Origin of the sequence: Pseudomonas fluorescens Q2-87 (assembly GCF_000281895.1) — a bacterium.
Lineage (GTDB): Bacteria > Pseudomonadota > Gammaproteobacteria > Pseudomonadales > Pseudomonadaceae > Aquipseudomonas > Aquipseudomonas fluorescens_S.
This window is the reverse complement of the sequence record NZ_CM001558.1, coordinates 1,091,076-1,115,445: the sequence shown is the minus strand read 5'-3', so window position 1 is coordinate 1,115,445 and position 24,370 is coordinate 1,091,076. Positions and strand designations below refer to the sequence as shown.

Sequence of the window (24,370 nt, the reverse complement as noted above, 5' to 3'; positions counted from 1 at the left end):
CGCGAATGCGGTGTGTCAGTTAACAATGATGCCAACTGACAGGACGCATTCGCGAGCAAGCCCGCTCCCACAAGGTCCGTGGTGTACCGCCGGACGGATTACAGGTCGCCGTAACCCAGCGAACGCAGCGCCCGCTCATCATCGGACCAGCCGCCCTTCACCTTGACCCACAGGTTGAGCATGATCTTGGAGTCGAACAGCAGCTCCATGTCCTTGCGCGCCTCGGTGCCGATGCGCTTGATGCGCTCGCCCTTGTCGCCAATGATGATTTTCTTCTGGCCGTCACGCTCGACGAGAATCAACGCATGGATATGCAGGGTCTTGCCCTGTTGCTTGAACTCTTCGATCTCGACGGTGATCTGGTACGGCAGCTCGGCGCCCATCTGGCGCATTATTTTCTCGCGCACCAGTTCAGCGGCGAGGAAACGGCTGCTGCGGTCGGTGATCTGGTCTTCGGGGAAGAAGTGATCATTTTCCGGCAAGTGTTCGGCAATCACCCGCTCCAGCGCGTCGAGGTTATGACCGTGCTGGGCAGAAATCGGGATGATCTGGGCGTTCGGCAACTGCTCCTGCAACCAACTCAGGTGCGGCATCAGCTCAGCCTTGTCTTCGATACGATCGGTCTTGTTCAGCGCCACGATCAACGGGCCCGTCACGTACTGGACGCGCTCGAGGACCATCTGGTCTTCGTCGGTCCACTTGGTGCGATCGACCACGAAGATCACTACGTCGACGTCTTTCAACGCCGCCGAAGCAGTCTTGTTCATGTAGCGGTTCAGGGCCTTTTCGCCACCCTTGTGCATGCCCGGGGTGTCGACGTAGATCGCCTGGACATCGCCTTCGGTCTTGATACCGAGCATGTTGTGTCGAGTGGTCTGGGGCTTGCGCGAGGTAATCGCCAGCTTCTGCCCGAGGATGTGGTTCAGCAATGTGGACTTGCCCACGTTCGGCCGGCCAACGATGGCGACGTAGCCGCAACGGGTCACAGTTGTATCAGTCATTGCCATTCTCCACGCCCAGGGCAATCAGTGCTGCGGCGGCCGCTACCTGTTCGGCAATACGACGACTCACACCCTGACCCCGGCTTTTTTCATTCAGTAAGACAACTTCGCATTCGACGAAGAAGGTTCGGCAATGCGGCTCACCCTGGATATCCACGACTTCGTAGCGCGGTAGTTCGCAACTGCGCGATTGCAGGAACTCCTGCAAACGGGTCTTCGGATCCTTGTTGGTGTCCACCAGCGTCAGGCTGTCGATCTCGGAGGTCAGCCAGGCCAGCACGCGTTCGCGCGCCATTTCCATGCCGGCGTCCAGGTAGATCGCACCAATCAACGCTTCCAGGGCATCGGCCAGGATCGACTCGCGACGGAAACCGCCACTTTTCAACTCGCCGGAGCCCAGGCGCAGGTAATCGCCCAGGTCAAAACCACGGGCCAGTACGGCCAGGGTCTCACCTTTCACCAATCGTGCGCGCAAACGCGACAACTGGCCTTCGCGAGCCAACGGGAAGCGCTCGAACAGCGCCTCGCCGGCCACAAAGTTGAGGATGGCATCACCGAGGAATTCCAGGCGCTCGTTGTTGCGCCCGGCAAAACTGCGGTGAGTGAGGGCCAGGAGCATCAGTTCCTGATCCTTGAAGGTGTAGCCGAGCTGACGCTCGAGACGGCTAAGAGAAACGCTCACGGTTTACCCACGCTGAGTTCGTGGCTGGATTCCACCGCCACGGCGCCGAGGCACCGTTGGCTTGGGACAATTAACGCTGTGTTCAAAAATAACGTCCTGACTATCGTTGGCTTCATGCCTTCGGGCGCCTTGTGCAGGCTCCAGAAATGCATTCGGCGCTGTGTTCAACAGCGCCGTGTGTGATTACTTGATCAGGCCAACCCGCGAGAAATTCGGCAGGTGACTGAGTTTGGGTTCCGGCCAGCTCATCCAGACTGCAAAGGCCTTGCCGACGATGTTCCGGTCGGGGACCATGCCCAGCAGGTTCTTGGGAATGTTCGGATCATCCCAGTAACGGCTGTCGTTGGAGTTGTCGCGGTTGTCGCCCATCATGAAATAGTGCCCCGCCGGCACGGTCCACGTATGGTCCGGAGTAGCGCGGTAACGGCTCATTTCCTTGCGGATCAGGTGTTCGGCCTCGCCGAGTTTTTCCCGGTAGAGCTCGGCACTGCCCAGCGTGCCCGGCTCGGAGCCGAGCAATTGCTCGGCCACCGATTCGCCATTGACAAACAGGCGCTTGTCGGCGGTGTAGCGGATTGTGTCGCCCGGCAGGCCGACCACGCGCTTGATGTAGTTGACGTTCGGGTCGCTCGGGAAGCGGAACACCATCACATCGCCGCGTTGCGGGTCACCCACCTCGATGACCTTCTTGTCGATCACTGGCAGGCGAATGCCGTAGGAGAACTTGTTCACCAGGATGAAATCGCCCACGTCCAGGGTCGGCTTCATCGAGCCGGACGGGATCTGGAACGGTTCCACCAGGAACGAGCGCAGCACCAGCACGATGAACAGCACCGGAAAGAACGACTTGCCGTATTCGACCAGCAGCGGTTCCTTGCTGAGCTTTTCGACCACCACGCCATCAGGCTGGCTGACGCTGCCCTGATAAGAGGCGATGGCCGCCCGACGCCGGGGCGCCAGGAACAACAGATCAAGCAACGCCAACAGACCGCAGACAAACACGGCGATAACCAGCAACAGCGGGAAATTTAGCGACATAGGACCTAACTATCCAACCTGAGCACCGCAAGGAAGGCTTCCTGTGGAATTTCCACGTTGCCGACCTGCTTCATGCGTTTTTTACCGGCCTTCTGCTTTTCCAACAGCTTGCGCTTACGGCTGACGTCGCCACCGTAGCATTTGGCCAATACGTTCTTTCTGAGCGCCTTGACGGTTGTACGCGCCACAATCTGCCCACCAATGGCGGCCTGGATTGCCACGTCGAACATCTGCCGCGGAATCAGTTCTTTCATCTTCTCGGTCAACGCACGACCTTTGTAGTGCGCGTTGTCCCGGTGCACGATCAATGCCAGGGCATCGACTTTCTCGCCGTTGATCAGCACATCCAGTTTCACCAGATTAGCCGATTGGTAGCGATCGAAATGATAGTCCAGCGAAGCATAGCCGCGACTGGTGGATTTCAGGCGGTCGAAGAAGTCCAGCACCACTTCGTTCATCGGCAGGTCGTAGGTCACCTGGACCTGCGAGCCGAGGAACAACATGTCGTGCTGCACGCCGCGCTTTTCAATGCACAGGGTAATGACGTTGCCCAGGTGCTCCTGAGGCACAAGGATGTTCGCCCGCACGATCGGCTCGCGCATGTCTTCGATGGCCGACAGGTCCGGCAGCTTGGACGGGTTGTCGACGTAGATGGTTTCGCCGTTCTTGAGCAGCAGCTCGAAGATTACGGTTGGCGCCGTGGTGATCAGGTCCAGGTCGTACTCGCGCTCCAGGCGCTCCTGGATGATTTCCATGTGCAGCATGCCCAGGAACCCGCAACGGAAGCCGAAGCCCAGGGCGTCGGAGCTTTCCGGGGTGTACTGCAGGGACGAGTCGTTCAGGGTCAGCTTTTGCAGGGCTTCGCGGAAATCCTCGAAGTCGTCGGAGCTGACCGGGAACAGGCCGGCATAGACCTGTGGCTGGATACGTTTGAAACCGGGTAGCACATCGACGTCGGGGGTGGTGCTCAAGGTCAGGGTATCGCCGACCGGCGCCCCGTGGATGTCCTTGATACCGGCGATGATGAAGCCCACTTCACCGGCCTTCAGGTCAACGGTGGCGGTGTGCTTGGGGTTGAATACACCGACGCTGTCCACCAGGTGGATCTTGCCGGTGGACTTGACCAGGATCTTGTCGCCCTTCTTCACGCGGCCATGGCGCACGCGAACCAGGGAAACCACGCCCAGGTAGTTGTCGAACCAGGAATCGATGATCAACGCTTGCAGCGGATCTTCGATATTGCCGGTTGGCGCGGGGATGGTGGTCACCAGGCGCTCGAGCACTTCATCCACGCCCAGGCCGGTCTTGGCGCTGCACGTGACCGCGTCGGTGGCGTCGATGCCGATGATTTTCTCGATTTCTTCCTTCACCCGGTCCGGATCGGCCTGGGGCAGGTCGATCTTGTTCAGCACCGGCATGACTTCCAGGCCCTGCTCGATGGCCGTGTAGCAGTTGGCAACCGATTGGGCTTCGACACCCTGGCCGGCATCGACCACCAGCAACGCACCTTCACAGGCCGCCAGCGACCGGCTGACTTCATAGGTGAAGTCGACGTGGCCCGGGGTATCGATGAAGTTCAGCTGATAGGTAACGCCGTCGCGAGCCTTGTAATAGAGGGTAACGCTGTGGGCCTTGATGGTGATCCCGCGCTCACGCTCGAGGTCCATGGAATCCAGGACCTGGGCTTCCATTTCACGCTCGGCCAGGCCGCCGCACATCTGGATGAAGCGATCGGCCAGCGTCGACTTGCCATGGTCAATGTGGGCGATGATGGAGAAATTGCGGATATGACTCAAATCACTCACGGATCAACACTCAAAAAGGCTGCAGGCATGGCCCGCCGAAAAATAGCCGGGAATTGTACCTGATAGACCGCGCAAGCGTCACGTTCGCCTGTCGATGAGCTCTTGTGGCGAGGGAGCTTGCTCCCGCTGGGCTGCGAAGCGGCCCTCGATTTATCCGCCACGGCTATAGGTCAGGCAGGGTGTAGGGGACTGCTGCGCAGTCCAGCGGGAGCAAGCTCCCTCGCCACAAGAGCCCGCTCACCACAAGAAATCCGGGTCAACCCGCCCGACGCAGCAGCCAGAGCCCGGCCAACGCGCAGATACCGGCAGGGACCAGCACTGCAAACAGCGGCGAGAAACCGAACACCAGGCTCGAAGGACCCAGCAGGTCCTGGGCAATACGGAACGTGAAGCCCACCAGCACGCCAGTAAACACCCGTTGCCCCAGGGTCACCGAGCGCAGCGGGCCGAAGATGAAGGAAATCGCCATCAATACCAGGGCGGCGGTGACCAGCGGTTGCAACACCTTGACCCAAAAAGCCAGCCAGTAGCGGCCATTGTTCAGGCCCTGGTCCGCCAGGTAATGGATATAGCCCCACAAACCGGTAATCGACAGGGATTCCGGCGCCATCACCACGGTGCTGAGCAATTGCGGGCTGATCGACACGTCCCAGCGCTCTTGCGGGGCAGCGACCACCTCGGTGCGCTTGTCATGGAAGAGCGTGGTGGTGACATCGGTCAATTGCCAGTGATCCTCGGCAAAATTGGCGCGTTTGGCAAAGCTCGACGAGAGCATGTGCCGCTGGTCGTCGAAACGATACCGGGTCACGCCATAAAGCACGCCGTTGGGCTGGACCGAGTTGATGTGGATGAACTCGTCACCCTGGCGGTGCCACAGGCCATGCTTGGCGCTTTGCGCATCGCCACCGCCCTGGGCCAGGGATCGGTTGGCCTGCGCGGTGTTCTCGGTCGCCGGGGCGATGTATTCGCCGATCAGCAGGCCCACCAGCATCAGCACCAGCATCGGCTTCATCACCGCCCAGACGATCCGACCGATGGACACGCCAGCGGCGCGCATGATGGTCAGCTCACTGTTGCTGGCCAGGCTGCCCAGGCCGATCAGGCAACCGATCAGTGCCGCCATCGGCAACATGTCGTAGAGACGGCGCGGCGCGGTCAACAGCACGTAGCTCGCGACATCCATCAAGGTGTAAGTGTCGCTGACGTCGCTCATTTCATCGATGAACGCGAACAGGGTCGCCAGGCCAAGAATGATCCCCAGTACCGCGAGGATCGCGATGAACACGCTGCTGCCGATGTAGCGATCGAGCTTAACCACGGGCCACCTCCAGCGCGCTGCGGCGACTGGCCAGTTTCAGGCGCAGCGGTTCCCAATAGAGCAACCCCAGACCGATGGCGAGGAAAATGCCATGCACCCACCACAGGCCCAGCGTCGGCGGGATCTTGCCTTTTTCCAGGGCACTGCGGGCGGAAATCAGGATGGTCAGGTAAGCCATATAAAGAAGAATTGCCGGCAGCAGCTTGAGGAAACGGCCCTGGCGGGGGTTGACCCGCGACAGGGGGACCGCCATGAGGGTCACGATGAACACCAGCAGCGGCAGCGACAGGCGCCATTGCAGCTCGGTGCGCGCACGGATGTCATTGCTGCCCAACAGGCTGGCGGTGGGCATCGCATCGCGGTCGGTCACTTCTTCACTGACTTCTGGCTTGGGCAACAGCACGCCATAGGTGTCGTACTGGATCGCCCGGTAATCGGCCTGCCCCGGCTTGCCGTCGTAGCGGTAGCCATTTTTCAGGATCAGGTAGCGGTTGCCGTCGGGGCTGATTTCCTGCTTGCCCTTCTCGGCCACCAGCACGGAAATGCCGCGATCCTTCTTGGGGTCCGAGGACAAGTTCTTTTGCGTAATGAAGACACCGCCCAGGTTGACGCGGTCTTCCGACAGCTGCTCGGTGTAGGTCACGCGGGTACCGTCGCGCAAGGCCTGGAAGCGCCCTGGCACCAAGGTATCGAATTCGGTCATGGCGTCCTGCTGGTTGATCAGCAGTTGGAACTGGTTCGCACCCTGGGGCGAAAGGCTCAGGCTCAGCCAGGCCACCATCAGCGCGACCAGCGTGGCCGGGAACAGCGTGATACGGAACAGGCGCTGCTGGCTCATGCCAGTGGCCGACAGCACGGTCATTTCGCTGTCCAGGTACAAACGGCCGTAAGCCAGCAGGATACCGAGGAACAACCCCAGCGGCAGGATCAGTTGCAGGAAGCCCGGCAGGCGGAACCCCATGATCAGGAACAGGGAGCCAGGATCCAGGGCACCGGACGCCGCCTGGGCGAGGTACTTGATGAAGCGTCCGCTCATGATGATGACCAGCAGCACGGCGCTGACGGCGCTCAGGGTCAGCAGGACTTCGCGGGATAGATAACGAAAGACGATCAAACCAGACACTCCAGGATTGTCAGGCTAAGGCGGCCAAACAAGCATACATATCGAGCCGGGCCGCCAAGGCGAACCGCCGAAAAAAGAGGCGCATTATCCTGTGATTGGAGGCGCCTGTCACTTCGCACGCTCTAAGCCGGTGATTAAAGCCACAAGTTAGCGCTACGGGTGGCTTGTCAGGCTTGGTCGGCGAGGTTCAAACTGCGGCCTTTGTCGCCGGCGCGACCGTGACCGTTTCACTCAGGACTTGTGGCGAGGGAGCTTGCTCCCGCTCGGTTGCGCAGCAACCGCAAAGAAGCGGGGTTTGCTGCGCAGCCCAGCGGGAGCAAGCTCCCTCGCCACAAGTCGGCGCCTGGCATCTTGACCATTCACTCAGGGATCCGGACATGGAACTGGTTGTAAAAAGCGTCAGCCCAGAAACGTTGAAAACCGCCACACTGGTCGTTGCCGTCGGTGAAAACCGCAAGCTCGGCGTCGTCGCCACCCAACTCGATGCCCTGAGCGGCGGCGCCATCAGTGCCGTGCTCAAGCGTGGCGACCTGGCCGGCAAAGTGGGCCAGAGCCTGCTGCTGCATAACCTGTCCAACCTCAAGGCCGAACGTGTTTTGCTGGTGGGCGTGGGCAAGGACGCTGAATTGGGCGACCGCCCGTTCCGCAAGATCATTGCCGGCGTGCTGGGTACGCTGAAGGGCCTGGGCGGTGGCGATGCCGTCCTGGCACTGGACGAATTGATCGTCAAGGGTCGCGACAGCTACGGCAAGAACCGCCTGCTGGCCGAAACCCTGCTGGACGGCGAATACCAGTTCGATCGCTTCAAGAGCCAGAAAGCCGAACCCCGCGCACTGAAAAAAGTCACTTTGCTGACCATCAAGGCCGCCCAGGCTGAAGTCCAGCGCGCCGTGACCCACGCCGCCGCGATTGCCAGCGGCATGGCATTCACCCGTGACCTGGGCAACCTGCCGCCGAACATCTGCCACCCGACGTTCCTGGGTGAACAGGCCAAGGCCTTGGGCAAAGCATTCAAGGGCCTGAAAGTCGAAGTCTTCGACGAGAAGAAGATCAAGGACCTGGGCATGGGTTCGTTCTACGCCGTCGGCCAGGGCAGCGCCCAACCGCCGCGCCTGATCGTCATGCAATACAACGGCGGCAAAAAGTCCGAGAAGCCATACGCGCTGGTTGGCAAGGGCATCACCTTCGACACCGGCGGCATCAGCCTCAAGCCGGGCGCCGGCATGGATGAAATGAAGTACGACATGGGTGGCGCCGCCAGCGTGTTCGGCACCCTGCGGGCCGTGCTCGAACTGCAATTGCCGATCAACCTGGTGTGCATCCTGGCCTGTGCCGAGAACATGCCAAGTGGTACCGCCTCGCGTCCAGGTGACATCGTCACCACCATGAGCGGCCAGACGGTGGAAATCCTCAACACCGACGCCGAAGGTCGCCTGGTACTGTGCGACGCCCTCACCTACTCCGAGCGCTTCAAGCCGCAAGCGGTGATCGACATCGCGACCCTGACCGGCGCCTGCGTCGTCGCCCTCGGCGCTCACACCTCGGGCCTGCTGGGCAACAACGACGAGCTGATCGGCCAATTGCTCAGCGCCGGCCAGCAAGCCGACGACCGCGCCTGGCAGTTGCCGTTGTTCGATGAGTACCAGGAACAACTGGACAGCCCGTTCGCCGACATCGCCAACATCGGCGGCCCGAAAGCCGGGACCATCACGGCGGCGTGCTTCCTGTCGCGCTTCACCAAGAACCTGAACTGGGCGCACCTGGACATCGCCGGCACGGCCTGGACCAGCGGCGGCAAGGACAAGGGTGCCACCGGCCGTCCGGTCCCCCTGCTGACCCAGTACCTGCTGGACCGCGCCAAGGCCTGACCCCAATGACCGTCGCTGGCGTCGCCCATGGGCGGCATCAGCGATGGCTCAGGAACCGCAATGACCAAAGTCGATTTCTACATCCTGCCCAGCGCCGATCCTTCGGCGCGGCTGGATTTCGCCTGCAAGCTCACGGAAAAGGCCTGGCGCATGGGCCACCGCATCTACCTGCATTGCAGCGATGCCGCCCAGCGCGAGGACCTGGACGCCCGCCTGTGGGCCTTCAAGGGCGAGAGCTTCGTGCCCCATGGCCCGGCCGAAAACGAACCCGAGGGGCTGATTGTGCTGGGGCTGGGGGATGACTGCGGTCAACACCAGGACCTGCTGGTCAACCTCGACCTGAAAGTGCCGGCTTTTGCCCAACGCTTCGCCCGTGTGGCGGAAGTAGTGGTCGAAGACCCGGCCATCCGGCAAGCCGCGCGGGAGAGTTTCCGTTTCTACCGCGAACAGGGCTATCCTCTGCAAGACCACCGTTTACAGCGACTCTGAGCCTACGATGGACACTCCAAAACCGCCGCAAAAACCCGCTCATCTGCTGGATGACCTCGAGTCGATCCGCCAACTGCTCGGCGACGACAACCTGCAACCGCCGCTGTTGACCGACACGGTTGTGCACGAGCCGGTGCACGATGAACAGATCCCCCTGCTGTTCGACCCGATCAACGGCCAGCCCGAGCCCAAGCCTGCCGCCAAGGCCGAGACCAAGGGTCCGGACGCGTTGCTGCACCTGGAAACCGAACTGCGTGCCGCCGCACAGCTGATCCTGCAGGACGTCATCGACGACTTCGCCCCGCACATCGAGACCGAGATCAAGCGCCGGCTGGATGCGCGGATGGAGCGGTTGCTCAGTCAGTACGAGTAATCATCAACCGGGTTATGCCTGCTTCTGTGGCGAGGGAGCTTGCTCCCGCTCGGCTGCGAAGCAGCCGTAACACTGGCGAGCAGCCCCCATCTCACTCACCTTGATACTTTGGGGGCCGCTTCGCGCCCCAGCGGGAGCAAGCTCCCTCGCCACGGGGATTTGTTGCGCCTGTTATTAACCACTCGCTGCGTACTGGCTCGCCCTGCGTCCTTCGCCCCGCTATACTTCCCGGCTTTTCCTGAATAAATGCCAATAGGGTCCCGCCGCGCATGGATAAGACCTACCAGCCGCACGCCATTGAAACTTCCTGGTACAACACCTGGGAGTCCGAGAATTATTTCGCTCCGCAAGGCGCGGGCGATTCCTACACCATCATGATCCCGCCGCCGAACGTCACCGGCAGCCTGCACATGGGCCACGGCTTCAATAACGCGATCATGGACGCCCTGATCCGTTTCCGTCGCATGCAAGGTCGCAACACCTTGTGGCAGCCGGGCACCGACCACGCCGGTATCGCCACGCAAATGCTGGTGGAGCGGCGCCTCGAAGCCCAGGGCCAGAGCCGCCATGACCTGGGGCGCGAGAAATTCCTCGAGAAAGTCTGGGAATGGAAAGACGAGTCCGGTGGCAACATCAGCCGCCAGATCCGTCGCCTCGGCTCGTCGGTAGACTGGAGCCGCGAACGCTTCACCATGGACGACGGCCTGTCGGAAGCGGTGAAAGAAGCCTTCGTGCGCCTGCATGAAGACGGGCTGATCTATCGCGGCAAGCGCCTGGTCAACTGGGACACCAAGTTGCACACGGCGATTTCCGACCTCGAAGTGGAAAACCACGACGAGAAAGGTTTCCTGTGGAACCTCAAATACCCGTTGGCCGACGGCGCCAAGACCGCCGAAGGCAACGATTACCTGATCGTCGCCACCACGCGTCCGGAAACCATGCTCGGCGACGCTGCCGTCGCCGTAAACCCGAACGACGAGCGCTACAAGGCGCTGATCGGCCAGTTCGTGGAACTGCCGTTGGTGGGCCGGCGCATCCCGATCATCGGCGATGATTACTGCGACCCAGAATTCGGCACCGGCTGCGTGAAAATCACCCCGGCCCACGACTTCAACGACTATGAAGTCGGCAAGCGCCACAACCTGCCGCTGCTGAACATCTTCGACAAGAACGCCAACGTGTTGCCGGCGGCTCAGGTGTTCAACCTCGACGGCACGCTGAACGAAAGCGTCGACGGCAAGCTCCCGGCCGAATATGCCGGCCTCGATCGCTTCGAAGCGCGCAAGCAGATCGTCGCGGCATTCGACGCCGCCGGCCTGTTGGTCAGCGTCGATGATCACGCCCTGAAAGTCCCCAAAGGCGACCGCTCCGGCACCATCATCGAGCCGTGGCTGACCGACCAGTGGTACGTGTCCACCAAGCCGCTGGCCGAGCCAGCGATTGCCGCGGTGGAAGACGGCCGCATCCAGTTCGTGCCCAAGCAATACGAAAACATGTACTTCTCGTGGATGCGCGACATCCAGGATTGGTGCATCAGCCGTCAGCTGTGGTGGGGCCATCGCATCCCGGCCTGGTACGACGAGTCGGGCAAGGTCTATGTCGGCCGCGATGAAGCCGAAGTCCGCGCCAAGCACAACCTGGGTCCGGACGTTGCGCTGCAACAGGACAACGACGTACTCGACACGTGGTTCAGCTCGGGCCTGTGGACCTTCTCTACACTGGGCTGGCCGCAACAGACCGAGTTCTTGAAAAAATTTCACTCCACTGACGTGTTGGTCACCGGCTTCGACATCATTTTCTTCTGGGTCGCCCGGATGATCATGATGACCATGCACTTGATGAAAAACGAGGACGGCACCCCGCAAGTGCCGTTCAAGACCGTCTATGTCCACGGCCTGGTGCGCGACGGCCAAGGCCAGAAGATGTCCAAGTCCAAGGGCAACGTCCTGGACCCGCTGGACATCATCGACGGCATCGACCTGGAGAGCCTGGTGCAGAAGCGCACCTCCGGCCTCATGCAGCCAAAACTGGCGAAGAAGATCGAGAAAGCCACCCGCGAAGAATTCGCCGAGGGCATCGCCAGCTACGGCACCGACGCCCTGCGCTTCACTTTCTGCTCGCTGGCATCCACCGGTCGCGACATCAAGTTCGACATGGGCCGCGTCGAAGGCTACCGCAACTTCTGCAACAAGATCTGGAACGCCGCGCGCTACGTGCTGGATAAAGGCGAGGACTGCGGCCAGAACGGCGAAGCCTATGAATTGACCCTGGCCGATCGCTGGATCATTTCGCAGTTGCAACGCACCGAGGCCGAAGTGACGCGCCAGCTGGACCAGTTCCGTTTCGACCTGGCCGCACAAGCCTTGTACGAGTTCATCTGGAACCAGTATTGCGACTGGTACTTGGAGCTGTCCAAGCCTGTGCTGTGGGATGAAAACGCACCGGTCGAACGCCAGCGCGGCACCCGTCGCACCCTGGTGCGCGTGCTGGAAGTGGCCCTGCGCCTGGCGCATCCATTCATGCCGTTCATCACCGAGGAAATCTGGCAGCGCATCGCACCGCTGGCGGGCATCCAAGGCAAGACGATCATGTTGCAACCTTGGCCTGTGGCCAACGAAACCCGCATCGATCCGGCGGCCGAAGATGACATCGAGTGGCTCAAGACCTTCATGCTAGGCCTGCGCAACATCCGCGCCGAAATGAACATCGGCCCGGGCAAGCCGTTGACCCTGTTCCTGAAGAACGCCAACGCCGAAGACCTGCGCCGTCTCAACGAGAACGAGGCCCTGCTCAAGAAACTGGCGAAGCTGGAATCGGTGACCGTCCTGGCGGCCGGCGAAGAAGCGCCACTGTCGGCCACTGCCCTGGTCGGCGAGATGGAAGTGCTGGTGCCGATGGCCGGCCTGATCGACAAGGCGGCGGAACTGGCGCGCCTGGACAAGGAAATCCTGCGCCTCAAAGGCGAAGTGCAGCGCGTCGGCGGCAAGCTGTCCAACGCCGGCTTCGTCGACAAGGCTCCGGCCGAAGTCATTGAGAAGGAACGGGCCAAACTGGCCGAGGCGGAACAGGCCTTGGGCAAGCTGGCCGAGCAGCACGCGCGGATTGCCAGTCTGTAACGGCGGTTTGCATTGAAAAAAGGAGGCCCTGGTGGCCTCCTTTTTTTTGCCTGGCACTTTCTTACTACCGCTGCACACTCCTCTGTGGGAACGGGCTTGCTCGCGAAAGCGGTGGATCAGATAGCCTATTTGTTAACTGACACACCGCCTTCGCGAGCAAGCCCGCTCCCACATTTAATCGGTGCAGGCCTCAAGACCAGGCTGGATGTGGGACAATGCCCGCCATTCTTGAGCCACCCCCCGAATCGACCCGCCCATGACCACCCCCCGCACACCCAAGCCTGCCCGCCAAAAACCCAAGTCTGCCCCGCAGGACAAACCCTTGGCACCACGCGAGAAAGCCAGCCTGCACCCGCGCAATCGCCACCAGGGCCGCTATGACTTCCCAGCGCTGATCAAATCCACGCCTGAGTTGGCCAGGTTTGTGATCATCAACCCCTATGGCAAGGAAAGCATCGACTTCGCCAGTCCCGAAGCCGTGCGGGTGTTCAACCGGGCGCTGCTCAAGTCTTTCTATGGCATTGCCCATTGGGATATCCCCGCCGATTACCTGTGCCCACCAGTACCTGGCCGGGCGGACTACGTGCATTTCCTGGCGGATCTGCTCGCTGAGCATAACGAAGGCGAAATCCCACGCGGGGCGGCGGTGAAGGTGCTGGATGTCGGCACTGGCGCGAACTGCGTCTATCCGCTGATCGGCCACAGCGATTACCGCTGGCACTTCCTGGGCTCGGAGATCGACCCGACGGCCATCGCCTCGGCCAAGGCCATCGTGCAATCCAACGGGTTGAACAAGGCCATCCAGTTGCGCCAACAGGCCAACCGCAAGCAGATCCTCCTCGGCCTGCTGGAGGACGCCGAGCGGTTCGACCTGACGATGTGCAATCCACCGTTCCACGCCTCCCTGGAAGAAGCGACCCGGGGCAGCCAACGCAAATGGCGCGCATTGGGCAAGGCCGACCCGAAACGCAAATTGCCGGTGCTGAACTTCGGCGGCCAGGCCGCGGAGCTGTGGTGCGAGGGTGGGGAAGCACGCTTCGTCACGCAACTGATTGGCGAAAGCGCGCAACTGGCCGGGCAAGTGCTGTGGTTCAGCACGCTGGTGTCGAAGGCTTCGAACCTGCCGGCGATTCAGGCCGCGTTGAAGAAGGCCGGCGCCGTGCACAGCCAAGTGGTGGAAATGTCCCAGGGTCAGAAGCAAAGTCGTTTCGTCGCTTGGACCTTCCAGACCGAGGCCCAGCAGCAGGCCTGGCGCCAGGCGCGCTGGATTCGCAAGGATTGAAGGCGACCTCCTGTGGCGAGGGAGCAAGCTCCCTCGCCACAAAAGCCGCGCCATGAGGGATTTATCCCCTCACCACAGGCCCCTTTATCCAAGGCAATAAAAAACCGTGCCCGGATCGCTCCGCAGCACGGTTTTTTACAGCGGTCTTACTTGTTGACCGCGTCGGTCAGGCCTTTGGCCACAACCAGCTTGATCACTTTCTTGGCAGCGATTTCGATGGCAGCGCCAGTCGAAGGGTTGCGGCCGGTACGGGCAGGACGCTCGGTGACTTTCAGCTTGCCAACGCCTGGCAGAGTGAGTTCGCCGCCGTTTTCCAGCTGATCGGCAACGATTTGGCCCAGTTGGTCCAGCAGTGCACGCACGGTGGTTTTCGGCGCGTCTACAGCTTCAGCCAAATCAGCGATCAGTTGGTCTTTAGTAAGAGCCATGTAGTGTTCCTTCCCTATCAAATTCATATGGATTGCAGAGTGCAGTGTCAGCCATCGAGCCCGATCTCTCTTGATCAGGCACCCTCGGCAATCACCGCGACGGATCGGGGTAATAGATGCCGAAAACCGGGTTTGGTTCGACCTGACAAATGCTGAATGCACGCTTAACGCAGTGAGTTCGCGTAAGACCGGGCAAAACTAGCACAACGCCTGTGAAATATCCGCCTCTAGCTACCCATTTGGTCAGGTTTCTTGCGCTAAAACGGTAAAAAAGTGCATATGGGTTGTCGGAAGGGTCTGAAAGGGGCTTTGCCGGGTTCCAAAACCAGTGATTGCGGTACACTGGGCCCTTTTTCGGGGAGCACGCCCTCCTCTCTTTCATCAGCCGAGAAACCCATGCCGATCCGTCATTGCATCGTCCACCTGATCGACAAGAAACCCGACGGCACCCCTGCCGTGCTCCATGCCCGCGACTCCGAACTGGCGGAGTCCACGGCCATCGAGAACATGCTCGCCGACCTCAACGAGAGCTACAACGCCAAGCAAGGCAAGGCCTGGGGCTTTTTCCATGGCGAGTCCGGCGCACATCCGTTCAGCGGCTGGCTGAAGGAATACCTCGACGGCGGCAAGGACTTCACCGCTTTCAGTCGCGTGGCGGTGGAGCACCTGCAAAAACTGATGGAAGAATCCAACCTGTCGGTGGGCGGCCACGTATTGTTCGCCCATTATCAGCAGGGCATGACCGACTATCTGGCCATCGCCCTGCTGCACCACAGCGAAGGTGTGGCGGTGACCGATGAGCTGGACGTGACCCCGTCCCGCCACCTGGACCTGGGCCAACTGCATCTTGCGGCGCGGATCAACGTGTCGGAATGGCAGAACAACAAACAATCAAAGCAGTACATCTCCTTCATCAAGGGCAAGAACGGCAAGAAGGTCTCGGAATATTTCCGTGACTTCATCGGTTGCCAGGAAGGCGTCGACGGCCCCGGCGAGACCCGCACCCTGCTCAAGGCGTTCAGTGATTTCGTCGAGAGCGAAGACCTGCCCGAAGATGACGCCCGAGAGAAAACCAAGACCCTGGTGGATTACGCCAGCAGCCAGGCCAAGCTCGGCGAGCCGATGGGCCTGGAAGAACTCTCCGAATTGATCGATGAGGATCGCCCGAAAGCCTTCTACGACCATATCCGTAACAAGGACTACGGGTTGTCGCCGGAAATTCCTGCGGATAAACGCACCCTCAACCAGTTCCGCCGCTTCACGGGCCGTGCCGAAGGGTTGTCCATCAGCTTCGAAGCGCACTTGCTGGGTTCCAAGATTGAATATGACGAAGAAGCCGGCACGTTGATCATCAAGGGTTTGCCGACATCGCTGACTGACCAGCTCAAGCGGCGTAATTGATGCTCGGTGGGGTCCTGAAGAAATTCCTGCTGATTCTGCTGGTGGTTGTGGCGTATCAGAGCTGGGGGAAGATCGAGCGAGTGTTCAACCCGTCACAAATGGTTTCCGAGCAGGTCCGGGGCAACGCCAGGGTCGTGTTGTACGCCACCGACTGGTGCGGCTACTGCAAGGCGACCCGGCGGTTCCTGGATGAAAAAGGCGTGCCGTTTCGAGAATTCGATATCGAAAAAGACGCCGAGGCGCGCAAGGCCTACGAGGCGCTGGGCGGCCGGGGAATCCCGATCCTTGACGTGAATGGCACGTTGATTCGCGGGTATGAGCCGGAAAACATTCTCAAGGCACTGACCGCCACCCGTTAACCGCCACCCCCCCCTGTGGGAGCGATCTTGCTCGCTCCCACAGGTCATTCGTTGCTCAGCGAGCCTCAATCCGGAACCCGAACCGCGGGAAGTGCACATGCACCGACCCGCCACGCCCGTCTTCGCGGCGCAGGCTCAGTTCTTCGCGACCGGCAAACAGCAACTCCCCGGCCACCGGATCGACGCCATAGTCAGTCGCGGCGATCGATACTTGCTGCCCCTTCGCAAACCCGTTCGGCTCTTCGAACGACTCATCCGGCAGCGCCGCGGGTGCAGCGTTGCGGGCCACTTCCAGGGCTTCTTCGGAACTCATCGCACTCGACGCACCATGGCCGAACCCCAACACCCGCGCCAACCATGCCGAGACAGCCGGATACGCATCCACCAGGGGTGAAGTCACCGGCGTGCCCTTGAGGAACCACAGCGGATGGGCCATGGCGAAATCGGCAATCGAAGGGTCACCCAGCAGGAAGTCACCTTCCTCGCGCTGCAGCTGTTGCTCGAGGCGCGCCATGATCGTTGGCCACTGGTGCTTGGCTTGTTCGGCAGACAAGCGAGTGGTGGTGCCGCCACTGAACAGCCCCGCGCGGTCACTGATGAACGCCTTGATCGCTTCGGGTGGCAGCTTGGCAAAACGCACGGCGACCGATTCCGGCTGGAACACCAGGCTCACCGCATGCTGGAACACCACCGAATCGGCCCACGCTGCGAAGGACGCCGCGATCATTTCCCGGCCTTCAGGGAACAGCGCCGGCGAGGCTTTTTCCTGTTCCAGTCGACGGGCGATCAGGGATGTATCGCAATAGATATCCGCACCGACCTGCAATACCGGGGTCTTGCGGTAGCCGCCCGTCAGCGCTGTCAGGTCGGGCTTGGGCATCATTGGCGGGATATGCACCGAGCGCCAGGACAGCCCTTTGAAACCCAGCAACAGACGGGCCTTTTCCGCGAAAGGAGACGTCGGGTAATGATGAAGGATCAGCTCTGACATGAGATTCGCCACTGCAGGAAGTAAGCCCGCAGCTTAGCGCGCCATGGTCGGGCGGCCTACCCTCCTGATAAGCGCCTATCAGCCTGGCTGATGAACCTGCGCGGCACTCGCGACCAGGCATTCCTTGGCGCTTTTCCTGAGTTTTTTGATCAGCCGTTCCTGGCGCAGGGCTTCGCCCTTGTCGCGACAGGCTTCGGTATACACCAGCGCCACCGCCGGGCTGGAAAGAAAGAATCGTGCGCCCTTGCCGCTTTGATGCTTGGCGAAACGCCGCACCGGATCATCGCTGATGCCGCAGTACAGCGAGCCGTTGGCGGCCCGCACCAAATAGACGAACCAAGGCTTGTCCGGTGCGACCGGGCCTTGCACAGGCAAGTCGGAAGATTCGATGGCAGTCGTCACAGATGTTCAACGGGTATGTGGGAACCAGCGGCGATCTTATCAGCGACTGGCCTGGAACGCCCGCAGCCCCTTGAGCGCCTGGGCCCTGACCGCGTTGCGCACCAACGGTGTCCAGCCCAGCAGCAGGCCCTTGGTGCCCAGCGCCTGACGCGACCAGCGCCACAGGTCAAAGCTGTCGTGGTGCTCGCAGATCTTGCCGTCGCGAAAGACGAACCGCGCCTGGATGTCATTGATCACCACATTGCCGGTCTGGCTGAACAGGTAGGTCGCCACCCAGTGAGCGCCGCCGGTACGTTCATCGCTGCGCACGTTATCGAAGGTCAGGGAAAAGTCCTTGGCCCGGGTGGTGAGCATGCGCCACATGTCGCCGGCATCACGCCCACGCAGCTCGCCGAACGCCGGATCGCTGAACACCACGTCGTCGGTGTAGCACGCGCTCATGGCCTCGGCGTCCAGGCGCTGGAAGGCCTGGTAGAAACGGGTGATCAAAGCGTTGTGGGCATCACTCATGGGCAAACTCCGAAAAATGTTTCAGTAAACCTGCACGTTAATCTGCCGCTGCCGGAAACACTATCGTCATTCGCCATGAAAATGATATCAGCGAAGATCCGTAGCCCTTTCGCTGGTGACGCCCACGTACAACGCCCGACCGGCCCCGACACCCGCAATGATCGCGCCCAGCCCTATCAGCCCGAAGATCCAGCCCAAGGCATTCCAACCCCCGGTCAGGTCGTGGACCACGCCCACCGCGAACGGCCCGAGCGATGCCAGCGTATAACCGAAACCCTGGGCCATGCTGGACAGGTTGGCGGCGACGTGGGCATCGCGCGAACGCAGCACGATCAGTGTGAGCGCCAGGCTGAACGTCGCGCCTTGTCCCAAGCCCAGCAGGATGGCCCAGCCCCACAAACCTTCAAGGGGTGCATAAAGGCAACCGAACAGCCCGCCCAAGGCCATGACCATGACGATCACAATCGCCAGGCGCTGGTCCTTGCCGCGCGTTGCCAACCAGGGCGCCGCCAGGGAACTGATCAACTGCACGATAACCGAGCCGGACAGCACCAGCCCGGCCTGGGTCGGCGTCAGGCCTCGCCCAATGAGAATCGAGGGCAGCCAGCCGAACACGATGTAGGCCAGGGAAGATTGCAACCCCATGTACAACGTCACCTGCCAGGCCAGGGGATCACGCAGCAAGCCACGCACCCGATACGCCGCCTGGTGGGCGCCGTGCCTGGAACCCACTTGCGGCAACCAGAACACCGCGGCCAGCAGCGCCGGAACCACCCAGAAACCCAGGCCAAGTGACCAGCTGTCGCCCAAGTGCTCGCTCAAGGGCACCGTCGCGCCCGCAGCCATCGCCGCACCCAGGCACAGCGCCATGGTGTAGACACCGGTCATGGCGCCGGCCTGCTTGGCAAAGTCGCGCTTGACGATACCCGGCAACAGGACGCCGATCACGCCAATGCTCGCGCCTGCCAGGATACTGCCGGCGAACAGCCCGACCTGGCCGAAAGAACTGCGCAAAATGATTCCGCCAGCCAGCGTCAGCAAAATCCCCAACACCACGCGCTCGGCACCAAAGCGCCGCGCCAACACCGGCGCCAGCGGCGCGAACAGGCCCAGGCACAGCACCGGCAGCGTTGTCAGTAAACCGGCCTGGGCAGCCGACAGACCGAGGCTTTTGGAAACCTCGCTGAGCAATGGCGCCATGCTCGACAACGCAGGACGCAAGTTCAGCGCCACCAGAATCAGCCCAAGCAGCAATAGCCAGGGCCTGCGCACCAGCGGATGGCTTTGTTGGACCTGCGCGTCGTCGGCTTCGGCGTCGATCAGCATTTCTTCGAGTTCGGCGGCGCGCTTGGGCGCCGTCGAAGGGGTACGGTCAAACAGATTGCGGGACATGGAACGCTCGGATTCAGGGTTCATTGATCAACTGTCGGCACAGGGCCTTGGCCCGTTGCGGATCCTGTCGTTCGACGGCGTCGAGGATTTCGCCGTGCAGGTCGAACACATGTTGATGACGAGGAACGATGTTGAGGCTCTGGCGCAGTTGCGCGCCGATGACACTGGAAAAATAGCGATACAACTCGCTGAGGGCCGGGTTGTGCGCGGCATCCACAAGGAGACGGTGGAACACCAGGTCGCAGGCGATGTAGTGCTCCAGATCGCCGTGATAATGCTCGCCACTGGTTCTCAGCGCCTGGCGCAAGGCACGCAAATCATCATCGGTGCGCCGCAACGCAGCCAGGCCGATGGCCTCGACTTCGAGGATATGCCGGGTTTCACGGGCCTGATCCAATGAACAGCGAGACAGCACCTTGAGAGTGTCCAGCGGATCCACCGTCGCCCGGACATAACTGCCGTCGCCCTGGCGGATTTCGATCAAGCCGGAAAACGCCAGCACGCGCATGGCTTCGCGCACGGTGTTGCGGCTGATACCCAGCTCGGCCACCAACTCGGGCTCGGTGGGCAACCGTTGCCCCACGACCCACACGCCATCGCTGATGCGCTGGCGCAGTTGGTCCAGGGCTTGATCGACCAAGGATCGCTTAATTAATGGAGAAATGTCTGACATGGAACCCATCCTTTCATCCAATCATAGGATGAATTTTCTGACATGTTAGTCAGCTTCGCGTAGGACGGCAACCGCCTAGGGTCAACGGGAGGTAAAGAAACGAGATTTTCGATTAGTCAAAATTACCCTTTGAGGGTAATTTTAAGGACAAGGCACGCCGTTCTATGGAAAAGAACACACCCCACTACGCCTTGGCGGCAATACAGGCAGATGTCAGGCGGCTTAAAGGGAAAGCTTTCACCAGCACTGCGAAGAACACTGCTCGGACGCTCGGTTTAAACGTCTCGGACATGCAGCAGGTCATCCATGGGCTTGAGCGAAAACAGTTCTACAAATCGATGACCACCTATGACGATCATCGAGTCTGGCATGACGTCTACCACGCCGATTCACACGGTCTGCAGATTTACCTGAAGGTGACGTACCGCCCCAGCGGAGGCCCACCGGTAATTTCCTTCAAGGAGAAAAACTCATGAAACACCAGCAATGCTTCAGCTGTGGTGCCCCGGAAGGCATGTTGCATTTCGAAGGTCGCGGCGAAACCATGAGCGTCAAGGGACTGGAACGCCGGGTCGATGACTTGTCTGGCTGGGAATGTCAGATGTGCGGCGAAGTCGAGCTCGATTCAAGCTGCTCGGATCGCTACGACCACGCAGGTGATGAGCTGGTCAACGCGGCCAGGCGAATGATCGGCGAAGAGATCAAACGTGTCCGGCGCAAACTGCATTTATCGCAAAAGGAAGCGGTACTGCTGCTATCGGGCGGTGGACACAATGCGTTTTCCCGCTACGAGCGCGGCGAGGTAGTGCCACCCAAGGCATTGATCTTGCTGATGCGCCTGCTTGATCGCTATCCGCATTTGCTTGCCGATGTCCATGCCTTCGCTGAAGACGCAGACTTGCGACAATTCAAAACGACGGTGCACAAGGAACACGAGACCCTCACGGCTTGCTGAGCGGCCCATTAAAAACAAACCCGGACGAGTCCGGGTTTATTTCACTGCCTAAGACCGGATCAGTGCAGGATCTGGCTCAGGAACAGCTTGGTGCGGTCGTTCTGCGGGTTGTCGAAGAAGTCGTTCGGCGCGGCCTGTTCGACGATTTCACCTTTGTCCATGAAGATCACGCGATTGGCCACGGTGCGGGCAAAGCCCATTTCGTGGGTCACGCAGAGCATGGTCATGCCGTCTTCAGCCAGGCCGATCATGGTGTCGAGTACTTCCTTCACCATTTCCGGATCGAGCGCAGAAGTCGGCTCATCGAACAGCATGATCTTTGGCTTCATGCACAGGGCACGGGCGATGGCCACACGCTGTTGCTGACCGCCGGAGAGCTGGCCCGGGTATTTGTGCGCCTGCTCTGGAATGCGTACGCGTTCCAGGTAGTGCATGGCGATTTCCTCGGCCTTGCGCTTGGGCATCTTGCGCACCCACATCGGCGCCAGGGTGCAGTTCTGCAGGATGGTCAGGTGCGGGAACAGGTTGAAGTGCTGGAACACCATGCCGACTTCACGGCGGATCGCTTCGATCTGCTTGAGGTCGTTGGTCAGTTCCACGCCGTCGACCACGATGCGCCCTTGCTGGTGCTCTTCGAGGCGGTTGAGGCAGCGGATGGTGGTGGACTTGCCGGAACCCGACGGGCCGCACAGCACGATACGCTCGCCCTGCTTGACGTTCAGGTTGATGTCCTTCAACACGTGGAACTGGCCATACCACTTGTTCACGCCCTGCATCTGAATAATGCCTTCAGGGCTCACAGGCTGTTTGATCGCTTCACTCATGAGTCAACTCCTAACGCTTGTGGCCAGTGTCCAGCTTGCGTTCCAAATGCATGGAATAGCGGGACATACCAAAACAGAAAATCCAGAACACCAGGGCGGCGAACACATAGCCTTCGGTGGCCATGCCCAGCCATTTCGGGTCGGCGGCAGCTTGTTTCACGCTGTTGAGCAGATCGAACAGGCCGATGATGATCACCAGGCTCGTGTCCTTGAACAACGCAATGAAGGTGTTGACGATACCCGGGATCACCAGCTTCAGGGCTTGCGGCAGAATCACCAGGCCCATGCTGCGCCAGTAACCCAGGCCCATCGCTGCGGCCGCTTCGTACTGGCCCTTGGGGATGGCTTGCAGGCCGCCGCGCACCACTTCGGCCACGTAGGCCGACTGGAACAGGATCACCCCGATCAACGCCCGCAGCAGCTTGTCGAAGTTCATGCCTTCGGGCAGGAACAGCGGCAGCATCACCGAGGACATGAACAACACCGTGATCAACGGCACGCCGCGCCAGAACTCGATGAAGGTCACGCAGACCACACGAATCGCCGGCATATTCGAGCGGCGCCCCAGGGCCAGGACGATGCCCAGCGGCAGCGCGCCGACAATACCGACCGTGGCGATTACCAGGGTCAGCATCAGGCCGCCCCATTGGCTGGTCGCTACGGTGTCCAGGCCGAACACGCCACCGTGCAGCAGGCACCAGGAAATGATCGGGTACAGCACCAGGAAGCTCAGGCCGTAGATCGCCTTGCGCGGGAAGCGCGAGATGAACAGCGGCGCTACGCCGATCACTGCCAGCCACACGGTCAGGTCTACGCGCCAGCGCAGGTCCGTCGGGTAGTAACCGTACATGAACTGACCAAAACGCTGCTGGATGAACACCCAGCAGGCGCCCTCCTTGGTGCAATCGGCGCGGGTGGTACCGACCCAGTTGGCATCGAGGATGGCCCACTGCAGCAGCGGCGGGACGATCAGGTAAATCAGGTAGAACGCGAACAGCGTCAGCAGCGTGTTGATCCAGCTGGAGAACATGTTGGCGCGCATCCACGCCACCACGCCGATGCTGCTGCCCGGCGGGGGCATGTCAGGTTTGAAAGTATGAGTCGTCATGCGCGTTTCCTCACCGCTCGATCAGCGCAATGCGCTTGTTGTACCAGTTCATCAGCAAGGAAATGCTGATACTGATCGCCAGGTACACACTCATGGTGATCGCAATCACCTCGATGGCCTGGCCGGTCTGGTTCAACACTGTGCCGGCAAACAGCGAAACCATTTCCGGGTAGCCGATACCGGCCGCCAGGGAGGAGTTTTTCGCCAGGTTCAGGTATTGGCTGGTCAGTGGCGGAATGATCACACGCAAGGCTTGCGGGATGATCACCTTGCGCAAGGTCGGACCGTTGCGCAGCCCCAGGGAACGGGCCGCTTCGGTCTGGCCGTGGCTCACCGACTTGATGCCCGAGCGCACGATTTCGGCGATGAACGCCGCCGTGTACACCGTCAGCGCCAGGGTCAGGGCCAGCAGTTCCGGGATCAGCACCCAGCCACCGACGAAGTTGAAGCCCTTGAGTTCAGGCATTTCCCAATGCACCGGCGCACCAAAAAGCAGCGCGCTCAATGCCGGAATCACCAGGAACAGCGCCAGGCCGACCCAGAACTTATGGAACGGCTCGCCGGTCGCCTCGAAACGCTTGTTGGCCCAGCGCGTCATCAGCACGATGGCGACAATCGCCAGCACAACGCTGATCACGAACGGCCAGAACCCTTCGGCCACCAGCGCGGCCGGCATGTTCAGGCCCCGGCTGCTGACAAAGAAGGTATCGCCGAAGTTATGGGCAGCGCGCGGGCCGGGCATGCTGAGGAATACGGCAAAGTACCAGAACAGGATTTGCAGCAGCGGCGGGATATTACGGAAAACCTCTACATAAACGGTCGCCAACTTGGAAATGATCCAGTTCTGCGACAGGCGCGCCACGCCAATGATGAACCCGAGGATGGTCGCCAGGATCACGCCGATGACGGTCACCAGCAGCGTGTTGAGCAACCCGATGACAAAGACGCGGGCATAGCTGTCCGCTTCGGTGTAGTCGATCAGGTGTTGGGCAATGCCGAAACCGGCACTGCGCTCCAGGAAGCCGAAACCGGAAGTGATGCCCCGGTGTTGAAGATTGGTCTGTGTGTTATCGAACAGAAACCAGCCCAGCGCGATAACCGCCACGACAGTGACGACTTGAAATACCCACGCACGCACTCGTGGATCGCTGAGGCTGAGCCTCTGCTTAGGTGCGCCGATTGAATTTTGCATGAAGTGCCCCGCAAAGAATGGAACAGAACATCACCCGGTG

At 60.8% G+C, this 24,370-nt stretch carries 24 protein-coding genes; 9 read left to right on the top strand and 15 right to left on the bottom strand.

Going from position 1 to position 24,370, the window contains the following annotated elements:
• Positions 1-98: 98 nt before the first annotated feature.
• The 6 genes from era to lptF all read right to left on the bottom strand — a co-directional run bounded on the left by era (position 99) and on the right by lptF (position 6,958).
• Positions 99-1,001, bottom strand: coding sequence for a GTPase Era (gene era / locus PFLQ2_RS22605; RefSeq protein WP_003178374.1), 903 nt, complete (start codon positions 999-1,001; stop codon positions 99-101).
• Entirely contained in the window at positions 994-1,683 is a 690-nt protein-coding gene (gene rnc / locus PFLQ2_RS22610) for a ribonuclease III (protein ID WP_003178372.1), read from the bottom strand. Before rnc ends, era begins: the two co-directional genes overlap by 8 nt.
• 183 nt (positions 1,684-1,866) lie before the next feature.
• Positions 1,867-2,721, bottom strand: coding sequence for a signal peptidase I (gene lepB, locus PFLQ2_RS22615; protein WP_003178369.1), 855 nt, complete (start codon positions 2,719-2,721; stop codon positions 1,867-1,869).
• 5 nt (positions 2,722-2,726) lie between these two features.
• The gene (gene lepA, locus PFLQ2_RS22620) at positions 2,727-4,526 is read right to left on the bottom strand and encodes a translation elongation factor 4 (RefSeq protein WP_003178366.1); all 1,800 of its coding nucleotides are present in this window, start codon (positions 4,524-4,526) and stop codon (positions 2,727-2,729) included.
• A 256-nt stretch (positions 4,527-4,782) separates the two neighbouring features.
• Positions 4,783-5,844, bottom strand: coding sequence for an LPS export ABC transporter permease LptG (gene lptG, locus PFLQ2_RS22625; protein ID WP_003178365.1), 1,062 nt, complete (start codon positions 5,842-5,844; stop codon positions 4,783-4,785).
• The gene (lptF, locus tag PFLQ2_RS22630; RefSeq protein ID WP_003178362.1) at positions 5,837-6,958 is read right to left on the bottom strand and encodes an LPS export ABC transporter permease LptF; all 1,122 of its coding nucleotides are present in this window, start codon (positions 6,956-6,958) and stop codon (positions 5,837-5,839) included. The genes lptG and lptF overlap by 8 nt, the downstream gene beginning before the upstream one ends.
• Positions 6,959-7,344: 386 nt before the next feature.
• Here lptF and PFLQ2_RS22635 point away from each other — a divergent pair, with 386 nt between their 5' ends.
• The 5 genes from PFLQ2_RS22635 to rlmF all read left to right on the top strand — a co-directional run bounded on the left by PFLQ2_RS22635 (position 7,345) and on the right by rlmF (position 14,095).
• Positions 7,345-8,835: a leucyl aminopeptidase gene (locus tag PFLQ2_RS22635; protein WP_003178361.1), complete on the top strand. Its 1,491-nt coding sequence runs from the start codon at positions 7,345-7,347 to the stop codon at positions 8,833-8,835.
• 60 nt (positions 8,836-8,895) lie between these two features.
• On the top strand, positions 8,896-9,324 hold the full coding sequence (locus tag PFLQ2_RS22640) for a DNA polymerase III subunit chi (protein ID WP_003178359.1): 429 nt from the start codon (positions 8,896-8,898) through the stop codon (positions 9,322-9,324).
• Between the two features lie 7 nt (positions 9,325-9,331).
• Entirely contained in the window at positions 9,332-9,697 is a 366-nt protein-coding gene (locus PFLQ2_RS22645; RefSeq protein WP_003178357.1) for a hypothetical protein, read from the top strand.
• Between the two features lie 269 nt (positions 9,698-9,966).
• Complete coding sequence (locus tag PFLQ2_RS22650; RefSeq protein WP_003178354.1) at positions 9,967-12,813, top strand: valine--tRNA ligase; 2,847 nt, start codon at positions 9,967-9,969, stop codon at positions 12,811-12,813.
• A 256-nt stretch (positions 12,814-13,069) separates the two neighbouring features.
• Positions 13,070-14,095: a 23S rRNA (adenine(1618)-N(6))-methyltransferase RlmF gene (gene rlmF / locus PFLQ2_RS22655; protein ID WP_003178351.1), complete on the top strand. Its 1,026-nt coding sequence runs from the start codon at positions 13,070-13,072 to the stop codon at positions 14,093-14,095.
• 146 nt (positions 14,096-14,241) lie between these two features.
• Here the strand turns inward: rlmF and PFLQ2_RS22660 are convergent, their stop codons facing one another.
• Complete coding sequence (locus PFLQ2_RS22660) at positions 14,242-14,523, bottom strand: HU family DNA-binding protein (RefSeq protein ID WP_003178349.1); 282 nt, start codon at positions 14,521-14,523, stop codon at positions 14,242-14,244.
• Positions 14,524-14,919: 396 nt separating this feature from the next.
• Between PFLQ2_RS22660 and yejK the strand changes: the two genes are divergently transcribed.
• Together yejK and PFLQ2_RS22670 are read left to right on the top strand one after the other, a co-directional pair.
• Complete coding sequence (gene yejK / locus PFLQ2_RS22665; protein WP_003178348.1) at positions 14,920-15,924, top strand: nucleoid-associated protein YejK; 1,005 nt, start codon at positions 14,920-14,922, stop codon at positions 15,922-15,924.
• A complete protein-coding gene (locus PFLQ2_RS22670) occupies positions 15,924-16,283 on the top strand; it encodes a glutaredoxin family protein (RefSeq protein ID WP_003178346.1) in 360 nt (119 codons plus the stop codon). Before yejK ends, PFLQ2_RS22670 begins: the two co-directional genes overlap by 1 nt.
• Positions 16,284-16,338: 55 nt before the next feature.
• Here the strand turns inward: PFLQ2_RS22670 and PFLQ2_RS22675 are convergent, their stop codons facing one another.
• The 5 genes from PFLQ2_RS22675 to PFLQ2_RS22695 form a co-directional block, all read right to left on the bottom strand.
• Positions 16,339-17,274: a glutathione S-transferase family protein gene (locus PFLQ2_RS22675; protein WP_003178344.1), complete on the bottom strand. Its 936-nt coding sequence runs from the start codon at positions 17,272-17,274 to the stop codon at positions 16,339-16,341.
• 78 nt (positions 17,275-17,352) lie between these two features.
• The gene (locus PFLQ2_RS22680; protein WP_003178342.1) at positions 17,353-17,676 is read right to left on the bottom strand and encodes a GIY-YIG nuclease family protein; all 324 of its coding nucleotides are present in this window, start codon (positions 17,674-17,676) and stop codon (positions 17,353-17,355) included.
• Between the two features lie 39 nt (positions 17,677-17,715).
• On the bottom strand, positions 17,716-18,186 hold the full coding sequence (locus tag PFLQ2_RS22685; RefSeq protein ID WP_003178340.1) for a nuclear transport factor 2 family protein: 471 nt from the start codon (positions 18,184-18,186) through the stop codon (positions 17,716-17,718).
• A gap of 87 nt (positions 18,187-18,273) precedes the next feature.
• Positions 18,274-19,602, bottom strand: a complete 1,329-nt coding sequence (locus tag PFLQ2_RS22690; protein WP_003178338.1) for a CynX/NimT family MFS transporter — start codon at positions 19,600-19,602, stop codon at positions 18,274-18,276.
• On the bottom strand, positions 19,592-20,251 hold the full coding sequence (locus tag PFLQ2_RS22695) for a FadR/GntR family transcriptional regulator (protein ID WP_003178336.1): 660 nt from the start codon (positions 20,249-20,251) through the stop codon (positions 19,592-19,594). The genes PFLQ2_RS22690 and PFLQ2_RS22695 overlap by 11 nt, the downstream gene beginning before the upstream one ends.
• A gap of 164 nt (positions 20,252-20,415) precedes the next feature.
• Between PFLQ2_RS22695 and PFLQ2_RS22700 the strand changes: the two genes are divergently transcribed.
• Together PFLQ2_RS22700 and PFLQ2_RS22705 are read left to right on the top strand one after the other, a co-directional pair.
• Positions 20,416-20,727, top strand: coding sequence for a type II toxin-antitoxin system MqsR family toxin (locus tag PFLQ2_RS22700; protein ID WP_003178335.1), 312 nt, complete (start codon positions 20,416-20,418; stop codon positions 20,725-20,727).
• Positions 20,724-21,206 carry a type II toxin-antitoxin system MqsA family antitoxin gene (locus PFLQ2_RS22705; RefSeq protein ID WP_003178333.1) on the top strand — a complete coding sequence of 161 codons (483 nt, stop codon included), beginning with the start codon at positions 20,724-20,726 and terminating at the stop codon, positions 21,204-21,206. The genes PFLQ2_RS22700 and PFLQ2_RS22705 overlap by 4 nt, the downstream gene beginning before the upstream one ends.
• A gap of 59 nt (positions 21,207-21,265) precedes the next feature.
• Here the strand turns inward: PFLQ2_RS22705 and PFLQ2_RS22710 are convergent, their stop codons facing one another.
• From PFLQ2_RS22710 to PFLQ2_RS22720, 3 genes are read right to left on the bottom strand one after another with little or no spacing between them, the layout of a single operon-like run.
• The gene (locus PFLQ2_RS22710) at positions 21,266-22,030 is read right to left on the bottom strand and encodes an amino acid ABC transporter ATP-binding protein (protein ID WP_003178331.1); all 765 of its coding nucleotides are present in this window, start codon (positions 22,028-22,030) and stop codon (positions 21,266-21,268) included.
• A 10-nt stretch (positions 22,031-22,040) separates the two neighbouring features.
• A complete protein-coding gene (locus PFLQ2_RS22715; protein ID WP_003178330.1) occupies positions 22,041-23,138 on the bottom strand; it encodes an amino acid ABC transporter permease in 1,098 nt (365 codons plus the stop codon).
• Positions 23,139-23,148: 10 nt separating this feature from the next.
• The gene (locus tag PFLQ2_RS22720) at positions 23,149-24,330 is read right to left on the bottom strand and encodes an amino acid ABC transporter permease (RefSeq protein ID WP_003178329.1); all 1,182 of its coding nucleotides are present in this window, start codon (positions 24,328-24,330) and stop codon (positions 23,149-23,151) included.
• Positions 24,331-24,370: the final 40 nt, after the last annotated feature.